Source organism: Hydrogeniiclostridium mannosilyticum (genome assembly GCF_003268275.1).
GTDB lineage: Bacteria > Bacillota > Clostridia > Oscillospirales > Acutalibacteraceae > Hydrogeniiclostridium > Hydrogeniiclostridium mannosilyticum.
In genome coordinates this window covers 26,517-43,408 of sequence record NZ_QLYR01000004.1, presented here as the reverse complement: position 1 = coordinate 43,408, position 16,892 = coordinate 26,517, and the positions used below count along the sequence as shown (strand labels likewise).

Annotated in this window: 18 protein-coding genes; 17 read left to right on the top strand and 1 reads right to left on the bottom strand. The window is 53.4% G+C overall.

Annotated features, from left to right (window positions below; translation table 11 throughout):
- Window positions 1-11 precede the first annotated feature (11 nt).
- The 11 genes from mreC (at window position 12) to DPQ25_RS07785 (ending at window position 11,243) form a co-directional block, all read left to right on the top strand.
- Window positions 12-935: a rod shape-determining protein MreC gene (gene mreC / locus DPQ25_RS07840; RefSeq protein WP_112332620.1), complete on the top strand. Its 924-nt coding sequence runs from the start codon at window positions 12-14 to the stop codon at window positions 933-935.
- Complete coding sequence (mreD, locus tag DPQ25_RS07835; protein WP_112332619.1) at window positions 932-1,444, top strand: rod shape-determining protein MreD; 513 nt, start codon at window positions 932-934, stop codon at window positions 1,442-1,444. The genes mreC and mreD overlap by 4 nt, the downstream gene beginning before the upstream one ends.
- Window positions 1,445-1,530: 86 nt before the next feature.
- On the top strand, window positions 1,531-3,732 hold the full coding sequence (locus DPQ25_RS07830) for a penicillin-binding transpeptidase domain-containing protein (RefSeq protein ID WP_112332618.1): 2,202 nt from the start codon (window positions 1,531-1,533) through the stop codon (window positions 3,730-3,732).
- A 143-nt stretch (window positions 3,733-3,875) separates the two neighbouring features.
- Window positions 3,876-4,622, top strand: a complete 747-nt coding sequence (locus DPQ25_RS07825; RefSeq protein WP_112332617.1) for a nucleotide-binding protein — start codon at window positions 3,876-3,878, stop codon at window positions 4,620-4,622.
- Window positions 4,623-4,671: 49 nt separating this feature from the next.
- On the top strand, window positions 4,672-5,076 hold the full coding sequence (gene mgsA / locus DPQ25_RS07820; protein WP_112332616.1) for a methylglyoxal synthase: 405 nt from the start codon (window positions 4,672-4,674) through the stop codon (window positions 5,074-5,076).
- Window positions 5,077-5,126: 50 nt separating this feature from the next.
- Window positions 5,127-5,456 (top strand): hypothetical protein, encoded by a 330-nt coding sequence (locus tag DPQ25_RS07815; RefSeq protein WP_112332615.1) that lies wholly within the window; start codon window positions 5,127-5,129, stop codon window positions 5,454-5,456.
- Between the two features lie 314 nt (window positions 5,457-5,770).
- Window positions 5,771-7,063 (top strand): histidine--tRNA ligase, encoded by a 1,293-nt coding sequence (hisS, locus tag DPQ25_RS07805; protein WP_112332613.1) that lies wholly within the window; start codon window positions 5,771-5,773, stop codon window positions 7,061-7,063.
- Window positions 7,064-7,154: 91 nt separating this feature from the next.
- Complete coding sequence (gene aspS / locus DPQ25_RS07800; protein WP_112332612.1) at window positions 7,155-8,936, top strand: aspartate--tRNA ligase; 1,782 nt, start codon at window positions 7,155-7,157, stop codon at window positions 8,934-8,936.
- Window positions 8,937-8,968: 32 nt separating this feature from the next.
- Window positions 8,969-9,631 carry an epoxyqueuosine reductase QueH gene (locus DPQ25_RS07795; protein WP_112332611.1) on the top strand — a complete coding sequence of 221 codons (663 nt, stop codon included), beginning with the start codon at window positions 8,969-8,971 and terminating at the stop codon, window positions 9,629-9,631.
- Window positions 9,632-9,830: 199 nt separating this feature from the next.
- The gene (locus DPQ25_RS07790; RefSeq protein WP_112332610.1) at window positions 9,831-10,262 is read left to right on the top strand and encodes a winged helix-turn-helix transcriptional regulator; all 432 of its coding nucleotides are present in this window, start codon (window positions 9,831-9,833) and stop codon (window positions 10,260-10,262) included.
- 228 nt (window positions 10,263-10,490) lie between these two features.
- A complete protein-coding gene (locus DPQ25_RS07785; protein WP_112332609.1) occupies window positions 10,491-11,243 on the top strand; it encodes a hypothetical protein in 753 nt (250 codons plus the stop codon).
- A gap of 263 nt (window positions 11,244-11,506) precedes the next feature.
- Here the strand turns inward: DPQ25_RS07785 and DPQ25_RS14665 are convergent, their stop codons facing one another.
- Window positions 11,507-11,800, bottom strand: coding sequence for a hypothetical protein (locus tag DPQ25_RS14665; RefSeq protein ID WP_177576941.1), 294 nt, complete (start codon window positions 11,798-11,800; stop codon window positions 11,507-11,509).
- A 318-nt stretch (window positions 11,801-12,118) separates the two neighbouring features.
- Between DPQ25_RS14665 and DPQ25_RS14660 the strand changes: the two genes are divergently transcribed.
- The 6 genes from DPQ25_RS14660 (at window position 12,119) to DPQ25_RS07755 (ending at window position 16,840) form a co-directional block, all read left to right on the top strand.
- On the top strand, window positions 12,119-12,271 hold the full coding sequence (locus DPQ25_RS14660; RefSeq protein WP_177576936.1) for a hypothetical protein: 153 nt from the start codon (window positions 12,119-12,121) through the stop codon (window positions 12,269-12,271).
- A 142-nt stretch (window positions 12,272-12,413) separates the two neighbouring features.
- Window positions 12,414-13,211, top strand: a complete 798-nt coding sequence (locus DPQ25_RS07775) for an ADP-ribosyltransferase (protein WP_112332608.1) — start codon at window positions 12,414-12,416, stop codon at window positions 13,209-13,211.
- Between the two features lie 62 nt (window positions 13,212-13,273).
- On the top strand, window positions 13,274-13,747 hold the full coding sequence (locus DPQ25_RS07770; RefSeq protein WP_112332607.1) for a hypothetical protein: 474 nt from the start codon (window positions 13,274-13,276) through the stop codon (window positions 13,745-13,747).
- A 209-nt stretch (window positions 13,748-13,956) separates the two neighbouring features.
- On the top strand, window positions 13,957-15,219 hold the full coding sequence (locus tag DPQ25_RS07765; protein ID WP_112332606.1) for an ATP-binding protein: 1,263 nt from the start codon (window positions 13,957-13,959) through the stop codon (window positions 15,217-15,219).
- Between the two features lie 302 nt (window positions 15,220-15,521).
- The gene (locus DPQ25_RS07760; RefSeq protein WP_112332605.1) at window positions 15,522-15,935 is read left to right on the top strand and encodes a single-stranded DNA-binding protein; all 414 of its coding nucleotides are present in this window, start codon (window positions 15,522-15,524) and stop codon (window positions 15,933-15,935) included.
- Between the two features lie 98 nt (window positions 15,936-16,033).
- Window positions 16,034-16,840: a hypothetical protein gene (locus DPQ25_RS07755; protein ID WP_112332604.1), complete on the top strand. Its 807-nt coding sequence runs from the start codon at window positions 16,034-16,036 to the stop codon at window positions 16,838-16,840.
- Window positions 16,841-16,892 lie beyond the last annotated feature (52 nt).

Sequence of the window (16,892 nt, the reverse complement as noted above, 5' to 3'; positions counted from 1 at the left end):
GGAGGGGCGCTATGAGGGAAATCGTTCACGCGAGAAGCTTCAAGGTGCTCTTAGCCGTGGTGTTGGTCTTGCTGGGAATGCTGATCTTTACTGCCGGTACGGGCAGCAGCATCACGGCAAGCATGCTGAGCGTGTTGTCTACGCCGATGCAGCGGGTCAGCACCCTGGTCACCAATAATGCCGCGGCTGCCGCGGAGGACATCGGCCGTTCAAAAGAGGATTTGCAGGCGGAAAATGAAGAGCTGAAGAAGCAGATTGCCGAGCTGACGACACAGCTGGTGGATTATTATGACCTGAAGAAGGAGAATGCCCAGCTGTACAAATACCTGGATATGAAGGAGCAAAACCCGGAGTTTACGCTGGTCTCCGCCGCGGTCATCGGCAGGGATCCCAACTCGCTCAATACCTTTAAAATTGACAAGGGAACGGCGGCGGGGGTGTCTGTCAACGACCCGGTCGTGACGGAAAGCGGCGTCGTGGGCTGGGTTTCCAGCGCCAATGCGATTTCTGCAGAGGTGACCACGCTGCTCTCGCCGGATACAAAAATCGGCGGGCGTTCCGGCGCGGATACGGAGAACGGCACGGGCGCCGTGGACAAGGCGACGGGAGATGCCGGGGTCATCAGTACCAACGTCAAGCTTGCCGACCGGGGCTTGGTCAAGCTGGGGTTTCTGACGGCGGACACCACAGCCAAGGAGGGCGATATTGTCGTCACCAGCGGGCTGGGGGGAATCTACCCGCCCAACTTGAAAATAGGCCGCATCAAAAGCCTTCAGCATGAGGAGTATGACGTTTCTCTGTACGCGGAGGTAGAGCCTTTTGTGGACATCTCCCAGGTAAAGGACGTCATGGTCATCACCTCCTTTTTGGGCCAGGGCGAATCGCTGGCAAGCGGTGAACCAGCCGGGGCCTCTTCGCCGGAGGAAGGCCAATGAGCCGCGTCCGTTGGTTTCGTTATTTTTCCTATTGTCTGGAAATTCTGGTGCTCTTCATGCTTCAGGAGACGCCGGGCCTGATTCCAGAGGCCTTTGGGCAGCGCCCGGTGTTTTTAATACCGGCGGTTTTGTGCATCGCCCTGTTTGAAAACGAGCTGCCCGCCATGGCCTTTGGCGCGCTCGCCGGGCTGTTGATCGACTCGGGCATCAGCGGGGTGCTGGGGTTCCACGGCCTGATGCTCGCCGTATGCTGCTATTTCATCAGCGCTATGGCGGCCAACCTGATTCGTACCAATTTCCTGACGGCACTGCTTGTTTGCGCCGTGGGGAGCACCCTGGTCATGGTTTTACAATGGGTGTTTTATTTCTGGCTGGCGGGGTACGAGTTCCCGGATTATGCGTTCGTTAATTATTACCTGCCCCGTCTGGCCTATACGTTTATTTGGACGCCTGTAACCTACTATTTCAACCGCGCGCTTGCGCTTTTCCTGCGGCCGCGGGAGGAATAAAAGGGCGTGGCCCATGTTCGGGCTGTTTTTTACGACCAAGGGAATGCCTCCGTTGAAGGGGCTTGCGGAAAGGAGGCTGACTCCAAATGGAAAACGAGCATGAGAAAAGACCGGTGCCCTACCGCATGATTGTCTGTATAGCGGCGGTGGCTGTTGTGCTGGCAATCTATGTTGTGCGCCTGGTGGACTGGCAGGTTATTAACGGCGACACCTGGGTGCAAAAAGCCGACTATTCAACCCAGACGACAGTGCCCATGCCGGCCTCGCGCGGTGAAATCCTCGACTCCGGCGGCAATCCGCTCGCGGTAAATAATACGGGCTATGCCATTGTGTTTGACTGGGTCTACATGAAGCAATCCACCAATGAAGAGACCCAAAGGGTTGAAAATCAGACGATTCTCCGTTTAATCCGCCTTGTAGAGGAAAAAGGCGGGGAGTGGGAAGACGTTTTGCCGGTTGAGTACAAGGACGGCGGCTATGTGTTCAAGGATGGGGAGGACAAGGAGATTTCCACCCTGAAGGGCAAGGATTATGCCGATGTGAACGCGTACGCTACGGCGGATCTTTGTATGGAGAACCTGATAAAGAAATATTCCGTTGACAGCGGCTATACGCCTGAAGAGATGCGCGACATCGTCTCAGTACGTTATAACATGACAAAAAACCAGTTCGGCGTAAGCGCGCCCTATACGTTTGCACAGGATGTGTCGGATGAGGTTGTAGCAATTGTCAGTGAAAATTCCCAGGTGCTGCCGGGCGTGTCCGTGCAGATCACCACGGCACGGGAATATGCGGAGCCGGATCTTATCCCGCATATTGTCGGTTATCTGGGCAAAATCAGCGAAGACGACGATTTTGATGCGCTGGAGGAAAAGGGCTACTCCTATGATGATATATTGGGAAAGGGCGGCATAGAGCTGGCCTATGAGGACCAGCTGCGCGGCAAGGCCGGCGAAAAGCTGATTGAGACCACCAACACCGGCGCGCTGGCGGGCGAGACGGTGCTGAAGGCCCCGGAGGCCGGCAACACCATATTTCTGACCATTAACAACCGCCTCCAAGAGGTGGCTAACGCCTCGCTGGCAAAGAACATCCAGGACACGCGCGCCTATGGCGAGCATCTGTGCGAAATCAATAAGGACGGCCGCAGCGAGCATCACGGCGAGGACTGCATAGCCGGCGGCGCTGTTTTAATGGATGTCAAAACCGGCGCGGTTCTCGCTGCCGCGACCTATCCGACCTATAATATCCAGCAGTTTCTGGACGACAGCGATTACCGTTCCCAGCTGAATACGGACAATGTCAACCGCCCGCTGCTTAACCGCGCTTTTTCCGGCACCTTCACGCCGGGTTCCTGCTTTAAGCCGGTGGTCGCGTGCGCCGCGCTGGAGGAGCACACCATCACCACGGCTACAGAGGTCTACTGCAACCATTATTACACGCGCTTTACCAATGGCTCCACCACCAATGCGCCGACCTGCCTGGGCTGGCATGGAGTGACTAACCTGAATAAGGCCATTGCCCAGTCCTGCAACGTCTATTTCTTTGAGACGGGTTTTCAGCTCGGCATCAGCAATATTGACCTTTATGCACGGCGCTTTGGCCTGGGCGAGCTCACCGGCATTGAAATCGGCGAGTCCGCCGGTACACTTGCGGGGCCGGAATCCCGTGCCGAGGCAATGAAAAACAATAAAAATCTGAATGCCTGGACGGCTGGCGAAACGCTGAACGCCGCCATTGGACAGAGCGACAACTCCTTCACCCCCTTGCAGCTGTGCGCCTATGCGGCAACCCTGGCGAACGACGGCAAGCGCTTGAAGGCGACGATCATCAGCAAGATCACCGATTATACCCGTTCAGAGGTGCTCTATGAGCTGGAGCCCACCGTGCTTAATGAGGTGGGGGTCTCCCAGGAAAATCTGTCCGCGGTGCGTGAGGGCATGAAGGCGGTTATTACCGAGGGATCGGCGCGCGCCACCCTGTCCGATTATCCGGTTCAGATCGCGGGTAAGACGGGTACAGCTGAAACGGGTGGCTCCGACAATGTCACCTTTATTGGCTACGCTCCCGCCGACGATCCCCAGGTGGCGATTGCGGTGGTGCTGGAGCACGGCGCGACCAGCTCGTACTGTCAGTATGTGGTGCGCGATATGCTCGACGCCTATTTCTTTGGCAAGGCCGTGGATGAAGACGGCAATATCTATACGCCGTCCGGCGATGCAGGCGGCGGCGATGGTACCGCAAGCGGTACTTCGTCCGGCAGTTCTTCCGGATCCGGCGGGGAGTGAGAGAAAAACGGGCAAGTGTGAATGTCAAGAAAATAGAAATATTTTTATGAAATTTATACGAAATTTTAAAAATTATCATGCTAAAAGAGAAAATATTTTGACTTGTCCTTGAATTTATGTTAAGATAACAACGAGGTTTTATTATGGGCGTAATAACAGTTGTTACATCGGGAAAAGGCGGCGTCGGAAAATCCACCGTCGCGGCCGGGGTGGGCGCCGCGTTAGCCCGCCGCCGGCGCAGGGTGCTTTTAATCGACGGGGATGCGGGGCTGTCGTGCTTGGACCTTATGCTGGGCGTGGCTGAGGAAAAGGTGTTTGACATTGCGGACGTGATCTGCGGTGCGGCAGCGCCGGCACAGGCTATTTACCAGTGCCCCTGGCAGGAAGGGCTTTTTTTGTTGCCCGCCCCCGCACAGGTGGAGGATATTGCAAGCCCGGAGGTTATGCGCCATTTGGTGCCGGCCCTGGCACGGTATTACGACCATGTGCTGGTTGACTGCCCCGCGGGTTTGGGCCGTGGCTTTGAGAGCGCGGCAGCCACGGCTTCCAGGGCGCTTGTTGTGTCCACGCCGGACCCGGTCTGCCTGCGCAACAGCAGTAAGGCAGGGTTAGCGCTGGCTCAGCACGGTATTGCGCAAACCCGGCTGGTGGTCAACCGCTTTTCCGGCGCGGAGTTTGTACGGCAAAATGTTTTTCATAATTTGGATGAGGCCATTGATATGGCGGGCATCCGCCTGATTGCGGTGATTCCGCAGGATTTTGCATTGGCGGCAGCCGCGGCGAACGGACAGGCGCCCGCCCCGAGGGGAAAAGGGGTAATGGCGCTGGAACGGCTGGCGGCCAGATTGGAGGGCGAGCAGGTTCCGCTTGCCTCCCTGAGTAAATTTTAGAAAATCCTTTTTACACCATTAAAAATAAAAGCGAGGAGGGGTCCAGTGTATGAACATTGCATTGATTGCGCATGACGCAAAAAAAGAATTGATGGTACAGTTCTGTATTGCTTATTGCGGCGTACTTAGCCGCCATGACCTTTGCGGAACGGGGACGACGGGCAAGTTGGTCTCTGAAGCGACAGGGCTGGATATCAAGCGCTTTTTATCCGGGGCCCAGGGCGGCGATCAGCAGATTGCTGCGCGCATCGCCTGCAACGAGGTGGATCTGCTGCTGTTTTTCAGAGACCCGCTGACGGCGAAATCCGACGAGCCCAATGATATGAATTTGCTGCGCCTTTGCGACATGCATAATATTCCAGTGGCAACCAATATCGCTACGGCTGAGGTGCTGATACATGGCTTGGAACGCGGCGATCTGGATTGGCGCAATATTTTAAACCCGAAAATCTAAAATTTTTGCTTCCATAAAGAAGAGCTTTTTGGTTGAGGAGGAATTTTTAGATGGCGAGAACGATTGTAGAGGTTCCGCTGAGGCAGGATCCCAGAGCGGCGGATGCGGTAGCCAGAAGCGTGTTGGCTGCCGAGGGCTACCATGAGATGAGCTACAACAATAACACGGAACTGGTTTGGAAAATGGGAACGGGTGTGATGACCGCCATGCATTATATCAAGCTGGAATACAATGCCTCCGCGATGCGTATTTCCGGCTGGGTGCAGATTGGCGTGGGCAGCGTCGGCGGCAAGGAACGGGACCTGAAGGGCTTTGTCGGCGCAATCCCCAAAAAATCCGTGCTGAACACAATTGAGAAAATAAAAGCCGCGCTTGCCTAACGGGCGCGGTGAGCTCTATAAATTTGGCTGTGACCGGAATGAGTACCCCGGGCCGTTGTGCCGCAGAGAGGGCGCGTCTGCTGAAAGCGCCTGCACACCGCCGGAGGAAAGACATCCGCGAGCCCCGGCGTTAAAGAGGGGGGCGGCGCTTATTGAAGCGCGGCCTCTGAAAAAGGGTGGCACCACGGGTAATACCTGTCCCTTTACAGAGGGATGGGTATTTTTATATTTTAGCGCCCGGCAGGGGCATTCCCGGGCGCCGAAGCATTTGACGGCATTGAACCAGCTTTTATAAAATGGAAGGGATGGTAAAGATGGAATTATTGACACAGGCCCCGAAGGGCACTCAGGACGCGTTGCCGCGCGACACGGCAAAGTGGCGGCTTGTAGAGGATGTGCTGCGCAGTGAGGCGGCCATTCACGGCTTTGGCGAAATCCGTACGCCTGTTTTTGAGCACACCGAGCTCTTTCAGCGCAGCGTGGGTGAAACTACCGATGTGGTGCAGAAAGAGATGTACACCTTTCAGGATAAGGGCGGGCGCTCGGTCACCCTGCGGCCGGAGGGAACCGCGGGCGCGGTCCGCGCTATGCTGGAGCATGGCCTTTACAACGAGGGGCTTCCCCTTAAGCTGTACTATCTGACCTCCTGCTACCGCTATGAAAAGGCACAAAAGGGGCGTCTGCGCGAGTTCCACCAGTTCGGCGTAGAGATGTTCGGCAGCGCTTCTCCGGCGGCGGATGCCGAGGTTATCAGCATGGGCGCGGCCCTGTTTGAGCGGCTGGGCGTGCAGAATATCTCGCTGCAAATCAATTCTATCGGCTGTCCTACCTGCCGTGCGCGGTATACCGAGGCCCTGCGCGGCTATTTTGCCCAATATGAGGACCGTCTGTGCGAGACCTGCCGCTCCCGGCTGGCCCGCAACCCGATGCGGATTTTAGACTGTAAGGAAGAGGCCTGCGCTAAAATTGCCGCTGAGGCGCCGCGCATGCTTGAATATCTTTGCGAGGGCTGCCAGGCGCATTTCGAGGGTGTGAAGCGGCGGCTGGATGCGGTGGGCATCGCCTACGAAGTGAACCCCTCCATTGTCCGCGGCCTGGATTATTACACCCGCACGGTTTTTGAATTTATCAGCAATGACCTTGGCGCGCAAAGCACGGTGTGCGGCGGCGGGCGTTATGATGGGCTGGTAGAGGAGCTTGGCGGCCAGCCGATGCCCGCGCTGGGCTTCGGCCTGGGCCTGGAACGGCTGCTGCTGATTATGGAGGCACAGCAGATTGAACTGCCGGGCCAGGAGCCTTGTGAAATTTATGTGGCCTCGCTGGGCGATGCCGCGTCAGTTGCCGCGTTTAAGCTGGTCAATGAACTGCACCGGTGCGGCGTTCCGGCTGCCTGCGACCTGAATGACCGTACCCTGAAGGCGCAGATGAAGTATGCCAATAAAATCGGTTCCCAGTTCAGCCTGGTTCTGGGCGATGATGAGCTGGCCTCCGGCAAGGCGATGCTGAAGAATATGAAAAACGGTGAAAAGAAGCCGGTCCGCCTGGATGAGCATTTTGTTGACGATTACATCACCATTGTAACAGAAGCGGAAGATATAGCTTTTTAAATCTAAATAAGAAAATAAATCCCATAATACAAATAAAAATCTGTGAAGCCCTTCGGGTTCACAGGGTGGAATAAAATTGGAGGCAGACAATATGGCAGAGACAATGAACGGCCTGAAGCGCACGCATTACTGCGGCGAATTTGGGATGAAGGACGTGGGCAGCGAAGTGGTGGCCTGCGGCTGGGTTCAGCGCCAGCGCGACTTGGGCCAGCTGATTTTTATTGACCTGCGCGACCGTACCGGGGTTGTACAGCTCGCCTTTGACGAAGCAGCGCCGCGGGACATTTTTGAAAAAGCCTTTACAGCGCGCGCGGAGTTTGTACTGGCGGCCCGGGGGGTGGTGCGTGAACGCACCTCGAAAAATCCGGAGCTGCCCACTGGCGATGTTGAAATTGAGGTCAAGGAGCTTCGCGTGCTTGCCAAGGCGGAAACGCCGCCGTTTGAAATCGTGGAGAACTCCAACGTCAAGGAGGACACACGGCTGAAATACCGTTACCTTGACCTGCGCCGCCCGGATATGCAGCAGCGGATGATAGCCCGCCACAGGATTGTCAAATCGGCGCGGGATTATTTTGACCACCACGGTTTTTTGGAAATTGAGACGCCGAACCTCATTAAATCCACGCCGGAGGGCGCCCGGGATTACCTGGTGCCAAGCCGCGTATTTCCGGGGAAATTCTTTGCCCTGCCCCAGTCCCCGCAGCAATTTAAGCAGCTGCTGATGCTGTCCGGCTTTGACCGCTATGTCCAGTTTGCGCGCTGCTTCCGCGACGAGGACCTGCGTGCGGACCGTCAGCCGGAGTTTACCCAGATTGACCTGGAGATGAGCTTTGTCGATGAAGACGATGTGATGGAGATTGGCGAGGGCTTTCTTAAGCATGTGTTCAAGGAGGTGCTCGGGGTCGAGGTCGAAACGCCCTTCCAGCGCATGACCTGGCACGAGGGGATGGAGCGCTTCGGCTCGGATAAGCCGGACCTGCGCTTCGGCATGGAGCTTACGGATCTGAGCGGGGCGCTTCGGGGCACCGCGTTCCGTGTGTTTGCCTCTGCGCTGGAAAAGGGCAGCGTACGCGGCATCAACTTTAAGGGCGGCGCGGACCGGATGACCCGTAAGGAGATTGACAAGCTGGCGGAATGGGTCAAGGATTACGGCGCTAAGGGTTTGGCGTGGACACGGCTGGCCTCCACGGGGGAAAGCTCCTCCTACGAAAAGTTCCTCAGTGAGGAGGAACGCGCAGCCGTTCGTACGGCGATGGGCGCGGAGCCCGGCGACCTGCTGTTTTTGGTGGCCAGCGAAAAGAACAGCGTGGTGTTTGCCTCTCTGGGCGCGCTGCGCTGTGAGCTGGCGGCTCGCTACAATCTAATTGACAGGAGCAAATATTGCTTCCTGTGGATTACGGACTTCCCGTTGTTCGAGTTCAGCGAGGAGGAAAACCGCTGGGTAGCTATGCATCATCCCTTTACGGCTCCGCGTGAGGAGGATGTCGGCCGCCTGCTGAGCGACCCCGGTTCCGTCTGCGCACGCGCCTACGACGTGGTGCTGAACGGCTATGAGCTGGGCGGCGGTTCCATCCGCATCAACGACGCGGAGCTACAGGAAAAGATGTTTGAGGCGCTCAGCTTTACTCCGGAGGAGGCACAGCGGCGCTTTGGCTTCTTTATCGACGCCTTCCGCTACGGCGCGCCGCCCCACGGCGGCATGGCGGTTGGCCTGGACCGCCTGGTGATGCTGATGACGGGTACCGACAATATCCGTAATGTCATTGCCTTCCCCAAGGTGGCTTCCTCGGCGGATCTGATGTCCGACGCCCCGGCAGAGGTCGGCGGAAAGCAGCTGGAGGAGCTGGGGATCGCAATCCTGCCAAAGGAGTAAGGAACGCAGCCGGGGCTTGAGGGGGAAAGAGGATGGACGGGCAGCAAGGAAAAATCAATTATCAGCGGGAGCTGGACCATATTCTGTCCGGCTTCAGCCGGGAGGGCCGTGTGCCGCGCCTGCTGCTGCATGCATGCTGTGCGCCATGCAGCAGCTATGTGCTGGAGTATCTCTCCGCCTATTTTCAGATCACGGTCTTTTTCTATAATCCCAATATCGGGCCGAGGGCGGAGTATGAGAAGCGTGCCGAGGAGATCGGGCGGCTGATTAGCTGCCTGCCGGTGGAGAACCGGGCGCGCCTGGAGCTGGGCGCCTATGAGCCGGAGCGCTTCCTGGCGGCAGTGCGCGGGCTGGAGCAGGAGCCCGAGGGCGGGCGGCGCTGCGAGGCCTGCTTTCGCCTGAGGCTTGAGGAAGCCGCCATGCTGGCGGCGTTAGGCGGCTACGACTATTTCTGTACGACCCTGACTATCAGCCCGCTGAAGGATGCGGCCCTGCTGAACCGGATTGGCCTTGAACTGGGCCGGCAATACGGCGTGGCCTACCTTCCTTCCGATTTCAAAAAGCGTGAGGGCTACAAGCGTTCCATCCAGCTTTCACAGGCATACGGGCTTTACCGGCAGGATTATTGCGGCTGTATATTTTCCAAGGCCGAGCGGGACCGCTCCCGGGCGGGGGCCGGCGCCCCAATCAAATGAAATCCCGGTTCAAACCGTGCCCCGTCTTTCGGGCACGGTTTTCTTTTTGCCGCGTGGATCCGGCGTAAAGGCCGGCATTAAGGTTTTATAAATATTGCGTTTCTCACTTGCTTTTTAGCGTATAATTTTATATTATTTTATTAGATACGAAGAAGAATTGGCCATTCTTTTTATATAGCAGTACAAGGGAGTGTACGGAATGAAGAAAGAAAAAGACAAGAAGAAAAAAAGGGAAAAGCGGTTGCTGAATTCTTTGGAGTATAAAGCGCCGCAGGGCACAGAGGCCACGGGGGAGCTCTCTGGGAAAAGCCTGGACGAGCCCTTGGAGTATTTTCTCTCCGTTGCGGGCGGGAAGTGGAAGATCCGCATATTATGGGCGCTGCGGGAGACGGGCAGCCTGCGTTACCGCTCTATTAAGGCAGCGATTCCCGGAATTACAGACATGATGCTCAGCCAAAGCCTGCGTGAGCTGACGGAGAGCGGTATGGTCCGCCGCAAGCAGTTTCAGGAGATCCCGCCGCGGGTGGAGTACCAGACGACCCCGGCGGCACAGGAGTTGCTGCCGGTGATCGCAAAAATTATCGAATGGGAAAAAAAGTACCATTCGCCGGAGCTTGAAAATCAGGATTAAATACAGAATATAATCTTAGTCAATAATAATACAAATAGTAATTATAGCTTAGCGGCCGATGCGGTTCATCGCCATGGATGGGTTCGTATTTTGAGCGTGGAGCTTAATGAATTTGAATTCTCCGGGCGCATAAGCTGCTTTTATCCGGCAGTTTGTGCGCCCTTTTGCCGGTAGCCGGATGGCCTGCAAAATAAATAAGGCGGTTAAAAGTTGAAAGGAGGAAGAGCTATGCACATGAGGAAACGAACGGTGGTAGGACTGGCGGCCGCCGTGGTGCTGGTGGCGGCCGCTGCCGCGGCAATTGCTATTGCCCATCAAAGGCCGGTACCCGAGCTGCAGGCAGGCGAGGTAGAGAAGATTGAGCTGTATGCGCTCAACCAGCAGGACATCGAATGCTCCTTGTCAGAGGAAGAGGCAGCATCGTTTGTACAGGCGCTGAACGCGGCGGCGATCACCGGGCCGGGCACCCAGGACTATCAGAACTATGTGGGAGGGGGCACAAAAATGTACCGCCTGACGCAGAAGAGCGGCGAGATCGTTGAGATTTGCCCGGGCGCGCCGTTTTTGATTGTCAATGGAAAAGGCTATGGCTGCGATGAGGCCTCTTTGCAGGCACTGGAGGCCTATTATGCAGATTACCACCGCCGCAGGAGAATCCCCGTGTTTCAGGACGGCGAGGTGGAAAAGGTTGAACTGTACGGGATGAACGGCGAGACGATTGTCCACACACTTTCAGACGATGATACGGCGTGGTTTCTGCAGGTGTTCAATGCTATTGATAGCAGCCAGCCGGAAACCGCCGGTTATCAAAGCCAGGCAACGGTACGGCCGATGTACCGCCTGACGCAGAAAGACGGCGAAATTTTTGAAATTTCCACGGCGTTCCCTTACTTGGCCGTCAACGGCATCGGCTATCGCTGCGACAGCAAGGCCCTGCAGCCGCTGAGCGCGTATTTTGTTGACTACAACAGCGAAGGGTGAGCAGGGCGGCCCGGGTCCGGATAAAGCAAACGATTTGCTTGCCGATGACATCTATTGCTATAACTACCAGCGTATTCGATTAAAACGGAGTGGCGCAGCGTTAGCTGCGCCACTCCGTTTTAAATCTTTACTTTTCCTATTAGGGCGTTTTATGTGCAGCCCGTGTAATCTGGGGCCGTTCAATATTGGCAGCGCCACGGCAGCCGCAGGCAGCTTAATGCCGCAAAAAAGCGCCCGAAAAACCGGGCGTTTATGTATAAAGGCTATTCAGCTTTTTTGAAAAGTGGAATCTGCACCTGCACCTGTGCTTTTTCCGCCCATTCCAGCAGTGTATTGACCCCATTTCTGTTGATTGCAGAATCCTCCTTGAGGCTTTCAATGTCCTCCTGCACCTGATCCAGCCGGGTTTCCATACGGTCCAGCCGGGTTTCCATACGGTCCAGCCGGGTTTCCATACGCTCCAGCCGGCCTTCCATACGGTCCAGCCGGCCATTGATAGGGGTTAACTTGCTGTCCATCAGTTGGGCAATTGCTTCCAAGTCATTTTTATCTAACACATTACCACCACCTTAGGGTTATATTATAGCATCTGCGGAGTAAGGGGGCAAGAAGAAATTTGTTCCTTCCTTTCTGCTTCTCCGCTGAAAAAATTAGCGAATGAAGCTTTGTGTGCGCTGCCCACTTGTATGATACTTTGTCTGCCGGGGATAAAAAAGATGTCGGCAAGTGACTGTGCACCAGCTCACAAAAGGTTGATAGCAAGCCGAGGCATTGTGAGCGCGTTCACAAGCGAACAGTGCAGGCGCAGCGTGGCTTTTGCGGAGAAGGAGGAACAGTGGATCGGGTGACTGATTTTTTACAGGAAGTGGGACAATATGGATATAGATACCAAAAAGGATAAGAAGCCCCCTGTGAAACCATATACGATTGATGAAATGGTCTTTGACGGGCATATGGATCGCGAGAGATTACTTGAAACGTTAAAACAAGCATATGAAGAACACCTCAAAAAAGCCGCTAAGCCGTAAGGCAAGGCGGTATTTTTATGCCCATTGATCCCCGCGAAAAAGCGTTGCCCGGGAGGCGGCGGCTTATGAAAGGCAGATATTAAAGCAGGTTTCCGCGGAACTGAAGAAGCTTCGCCGGGCCACGCCGGAGCTTGTGCGGCAGATGGTGCTGAGCGGCTGCTTTATTATTAAGCCGCCACGGGCCTATACAAAAGCGGAACTGGAGAAATTATCCCGGCATAGCATGCAGCCTTTCCAGGACACCCGCAGCGACGCGGAGCGCAAGGCGTACGCCAAAGAGCAGGCCGTCAACCGGGCAAGGAACGCCGACCGCCGGGAATGGGAAACGTACAGGCGCGCCCTCCCGGACGAGGCCTATGCCAGGTTTTCAGATTTCAGGAGAGGTAAACAGGCGAATTCCCAGCGGTATCAGGAGCTGAAGGAAGAATATAAAAAACAGCTTGATAATTCATCAAATTTTGCTATACTGAATGAAAAAGAAGAAGCTGCAGTTATGGAATACATAAGTGGTGGTAGTTACATCCTAAATGCCAAACTTCGTGAGAAAATGCCTCTTGAACCATACGAAGAAAGAACCATACAGCTAATGGATTCTGCATTGAAAAAGCTGCCGGTATATCAAGGGGGAGTTCTGAGAACGCTGAATTTTAGCAACGATGAAGAAGCGTTGGATTTTGTAAGCAAGCATATGCTTGGAAACGATGTTATATATGACGCTTATACTTCTACTTCTGTAAACGCCGGGTATTCTGAAAATCCAAGTATAATATTGAAAATCAAGTCTTTTACAGGACGAGATTTACGAAAGTATAATGAAGAAGAAGGAGAGGTTCTTTTTGCCCGCAAAACCGTATTTAGGGTGTTAAGCTCTTCTATAAAGGATGAGATAATAGTTTATGAAATGGAGGAAAAAAAGCCTGCGCGGCGGCTGTCGCAATAAAACGGCTGATTGATGCAGATATGTGTCCTAACCTTCGTCCTTTTACTAGAGGCATTTACTATGTGACAAAGGGTACCGTTTTTGGAGAAACTGGCATTGACAGGGAAAAGTTGATTGAGCTGAAATATCTAAAGGATGGGAACGGGTATGAGACAGGCGCTGCGGTGATGCACAGGCTGGGCCTTACTACACTTATACCTGCTGAAAGGACTTTTGTTTCCAACAACGCACAGCACAGAGCCAAACGGGATGATACGCTTGGTATCACCGTTCGCGCCCCACGGACTCCCGTGAACCGGGAAAACCGTTTTTATCTTCAGTTTTTGGATTTGCTCAATATGTATGACGACGTGCCAGTGGACGCAGAAGATCCCTATTTGCTGCTTGGTCGGTATGTTCAGGCAAGAAATCTGGATTACGGTATGCTCCTACATCTGGCCGACGCCCATTATAACGGAAATACGATTATGAAGCTTGCTCATGTGGCAGGAAGAGAGGACAAGTATGAAAAGCCAAAAGAAGCTATTGAATTTTGATCCGTCGGATTACGATGAAATGCTGAAAATCATGAACGAGTATGGAGACAGCGAATTTCTGATTAGACGTAGAGCAAAAGGCCACCTCAAAACACACCCACTTACGCTTGACTAAGCGGGTTGGATATAGTATAATCTAAAGTGTCATTTTAGATTTGTATAAAATCTGATGTGCAAGTATATACTATATTCAGAAGAGAGGTGTGCTGATGTTTTTTGAGAGAACCGTGCGCTCCACCATCGAAAATATCAATGCGACTTTTCCGGTGTTGCTGGTAACCGGCCCCCGGCAGGTCGGAAAATCGACGCTGCTGGAAAGCATGATGGAACCGGGACGCAAAAAGGTATCTTTGGACAATCCGACGATTCGATCTATGGCGATTGCTGATCCAGAATTGTTTTTACAGCGGTATTCGCCGCCGGTACTGATTGATGAAGCGCAATATGCGCCCGAGCTTTTCCCGTATATCAAAATACTGGTGGATGAGCATAAACGCCCGGGAGATTTCTGGCTGACCGGCTCGCAGATGTTCCGGATGATGAAAAATGTAACCGAAAGTTTAGCCGGCCGGGTAGGAATTGTTCCGATGCTGGGATTGTCTAACAGCGAGATCCGGGGGCAGCACCTTCCCCCGTTTGAGGTCCATGTGGAAAGCCTTTTGGAACGATTGCAAACAACGCAGCCCATGACGGTGGCAGAAGTGTTTGAACGTATCTATAAAGGCTCCATGCCTCACTTGTATGAAATCGAAGGAGTGAATCTGGAAACCTTTTTCGAGTCGTATTTGGAGACCTATTTAAGCAGGGATATCCGCGATCTGGGACAGGTTGCCAATGAAATGGCTTTCTTGAACTTTATTAAGGTAGTGGCGGCAAGGACAGCCACCAATGTCAACTACGAGGCTTTGGCGCAGGAGGTGGGCGTATCGGCGCCGACCGCAAAAAGCTGGCTTTCTATTTTGGTTTCTTCCGGAATTGTCGCCCTGATTCCCGCCTACTCTAACAATGCTCTTAAACGGGTTATTAAGGCGCCACGGATGTACTTCCTCGACACGGGCCTGTGTGCCCACCTGATGGGCTGGGGCAGCGCGGCGGTGCTGGAAAACAGTTCTATGAGCGGCCAGTTCTTTGAAACCTGGGTGGTGTCGGAGATCTATAAGAGCTATCTGAATGCAGGCAAGCGGCCACCGCTTTATTTCTACCGGGACAACAACAAGAAAGAGATTGACCTGATTATCTATCAGGATGGGACGGTATATCCGATAGAGATAAAGAAAGGGAGTGCCCCGAAGGATGCAGTCAAAAACTTTTCGGTGCTGTCCCCGATTGAGGAGGAACCGTCTGATGAAGATAGTTTTTCGGGCGCAGCCCATTTGAAAACCACAATCGGTACAGGAGCGGTGATATGCCTTTCCTCCGACATAATCCCGATTGACAAGAAAAACTGGTATATTCCCGCATGGCTGATATGAGGGGCCATCAACAAATTTTTCTACGAACAGAATCACAGCGAAATATCTATATATAGAGTAAATACACTTGACAAACACAATATACAGTGTTATAATACCATTGTAATTGATTTTTTGTGCGTAATCCGTCAGGATTTACAGGCATATTTGCTTGTATCGTGGGAAATGTTTCCACATTGCACACGTTTGTTAAGTTTGTATTCAAAGTGCCGACAGTACGGTTTTGCCTTATAGGGGCGAAAACTGTGTGCCGGCGCTTTTTTATATATAGATATTTTAGCCGAAAGGCAGAAAGGAGCAAAATGGCACAGGCCTATGTAATCGGTCGGGTAACCGCTGATTTAGAATTGAAGACCAGCATCAACAGGCATCCGTATGCGCGCTTTGACATTGCTGAGAATATCGGCAATAAGGAGCACAGCAGGACGCAATACCTTCAAATTTGCGCGATGGGCGGCGATGCCGAAAGGATCGTCCGGGCCCATGTAAAGAAAGGCAGCGTTATCTGGGCATCCGGTTTCCTGGAGCTGGAGGTATTTACCAGACGGGACGGTATTACTGTGGATAAACGGCTGAAAGTGCTGCTGGATAACTGGGGTTTTGTACCGACCGGTACAAACAAGGCGGATAATAAAGCCTTGGAAAGCAAAAACGCCGAATCACCGGAAATTATTTCATCAGTGATCGACGGGGAAAGAGAACCATTGCCGGAATGAATTTCGGCGCCGAGAGGGACTGTATGTGTTTCAGAATGGGACGCATATAGTCCCTCTTTTTTTATTTTACGGAAAGATTTTTAGAGAGGATGAAACAAATGAATAAGAAAACAAGTCTCTGGTCAAGCGTATCGGTTCTGATCGTTGCGGTATTGGCGGTCATGGCCTTTATCCGGGGGGACATACAAATCTGGCTTCTGAGCAGTATTTTTGCAATGTGGGCGGTATGGGCGGCAATAAAATTTCTGCTTCCCTATCTCAAAGCACAGAAATACCGCTACGATGCGCGGAAGCTGCGTAAAAAGAGAAAACAGCAACTTCCTAAGAAAGCACTGTCTATTCCGGACCTTTCCGATCCGGTGGGCCTTGTTCTACTTCGTCATGTAAACTTCCGTATTTCTGCCTATTTACAGTCAGCCTATCCGGAAGCAACCTGGCAGTGGTTGGAAGAATTTCCTGAGAAAATCATCGCTAAGGGCGGGACGGGCAGGATTCAACTGTACGGTGTACCGGATTTTAACTATGCCGATATTAGTTTTGACCAGAAGGCCGATATTAGCTGTTCATTGCTGAAAATCGTGCCGATGGCAGAAGTACAGCAGGTTTCGGGGGAAAAGAAAACCATCCCCCAGCAACAATCTCCGGTAGACCCGCAGATTTGGTATGAGAAACAGGGACGAAACGTACTGGAAGGGTTAATTGCTGATCTGCATTCACGCGGCCATCACAGTCTGACAATCCGGGACAACGGAGAAATCGCCATTACACAGGCGGATTCCGAAATTACCCGTCCCGCGTTTGAAACTGTGCCTGAGAGGACCTACTGGCCGAGGCTTGTAAAGGTTTTTGAGCGAGAAGGGCTGGCGGCCGATATTACCGAGGGAGGTATGGAGCTGTCCTGGTGAAAAGGAAAATCAGAAAAAAGGAGTGATGGATAATGAAATCCGGATTGACAAT

Bases quoted from the DNA above. Each gene is read 5' to 3' on its own strand.
- DPQ25_RS07765 (WP_112332606.1), top strand. From the start codon at position 13,957: ATGTTTTTTGAGAGAACCGTGCGCTCCACCATCGAAAATATCAATGCG.
- mgsA (WP_112332616.1), top strand. From the start codon at position 4,672: ATGAACATTGCATTGATTGCGCATGACGCAAAAAAAGAATTGATGGTA.
- DPQ25_RS07825 (WP_112332617.1), top strand. From the start codon at position 3,876: ATGGGCGTAATAACAGTTGTTACATCGGGAAAAGGCGGCGTCGGAAAA.
- DPQ25_RS07815 (WP_112332615.1), top strand. From the start codon at position 5,127: ATGGCGAGAACGATTGTAGAGGTTCCGCTGAGGCAGGATCCCAGAGCG.
- DPQ25_RS07790 (WP_112332610.1), top strand. From the start codon at position 9,831: ATGAAGAAAGAAAAAGACAAGAAGAAAAAAAGGGAAAAGCGGTTGCTG.
- DPQ25_RS07785 (WP_112332609.1), top strand. From the start codon at position 10,491: ATGCACATGAGGAAACGAACGGTGGTAGGACTGGCGGCCGCCGTGGTG.
- mreC (WP_112332620.1), top strand. From the start codon at position 12: ATGAGGGAAATCGTTCACGCGAGAAGCTTCAAGGTGCTCTTAGCCGTG.
- DPQ25_RS14660 (WP_177576936.1), top strand. From the start codon at position 12,119: ATGGATATAGATACCAAAAAGGATAAGAAGCCCCCTGTGAAACCATAT.
- DPQ25_RS07830 (WP_112332618.1), top strand. From the start codon at position 1,531: ATGGAAAACGAGCATGAGAAAAGACCGGTGCCCTACCGCATGATTGTC.
- aspS (WP_112332612.1), top strand. From the start codon at position 7,155: ATGGCAGAGACAATGAACGGCCTGAAGCGCACGCATTACTGCGGCGAA.
- DPQ25_RS07755 (WP_112332604.1), top strand. From the start codon at position 16,034: ATGAATAAGAAAACAAGTCTCTGGTCAAGCGTATCGGTTCTGATCGTT.
- mreD (WP_112332619.1), top strand. From the start codon at position 932: ATGAGCCGCGTCCGTTGGTTTCGTTATTTTTCCTATTGTCTGGAAATT.
- DPQ25_RS07760 (WP_112332605.1), top strand. From the start codon at position 15,522: ATGGCACAGGCCTATGTAATCGGTCGGGTAACCGCTGATTTAGAATTG.
- hisS (WP_112332613.1), top strand. From the start codon at position 5,771: ATGGAATTATTGACACAGGCCCCGAAGGGCACTCAGGACGCGTTGCCG.
- DPQ25_RS07775 (WP_112332608.1), top strand. From the start codon at position 12,414: ATGGTGCTGAGCGGCTGCTTTATTATTAAGCCGCCACGGGCCTATACA.
- DPQ25_RS07795 (WP_112332611.1), top strand. From the start codon at position 8,969: ATGGACGGGCAGCAAGGAAAAATCAATTATCAGCGGGAGCTGGACCAT.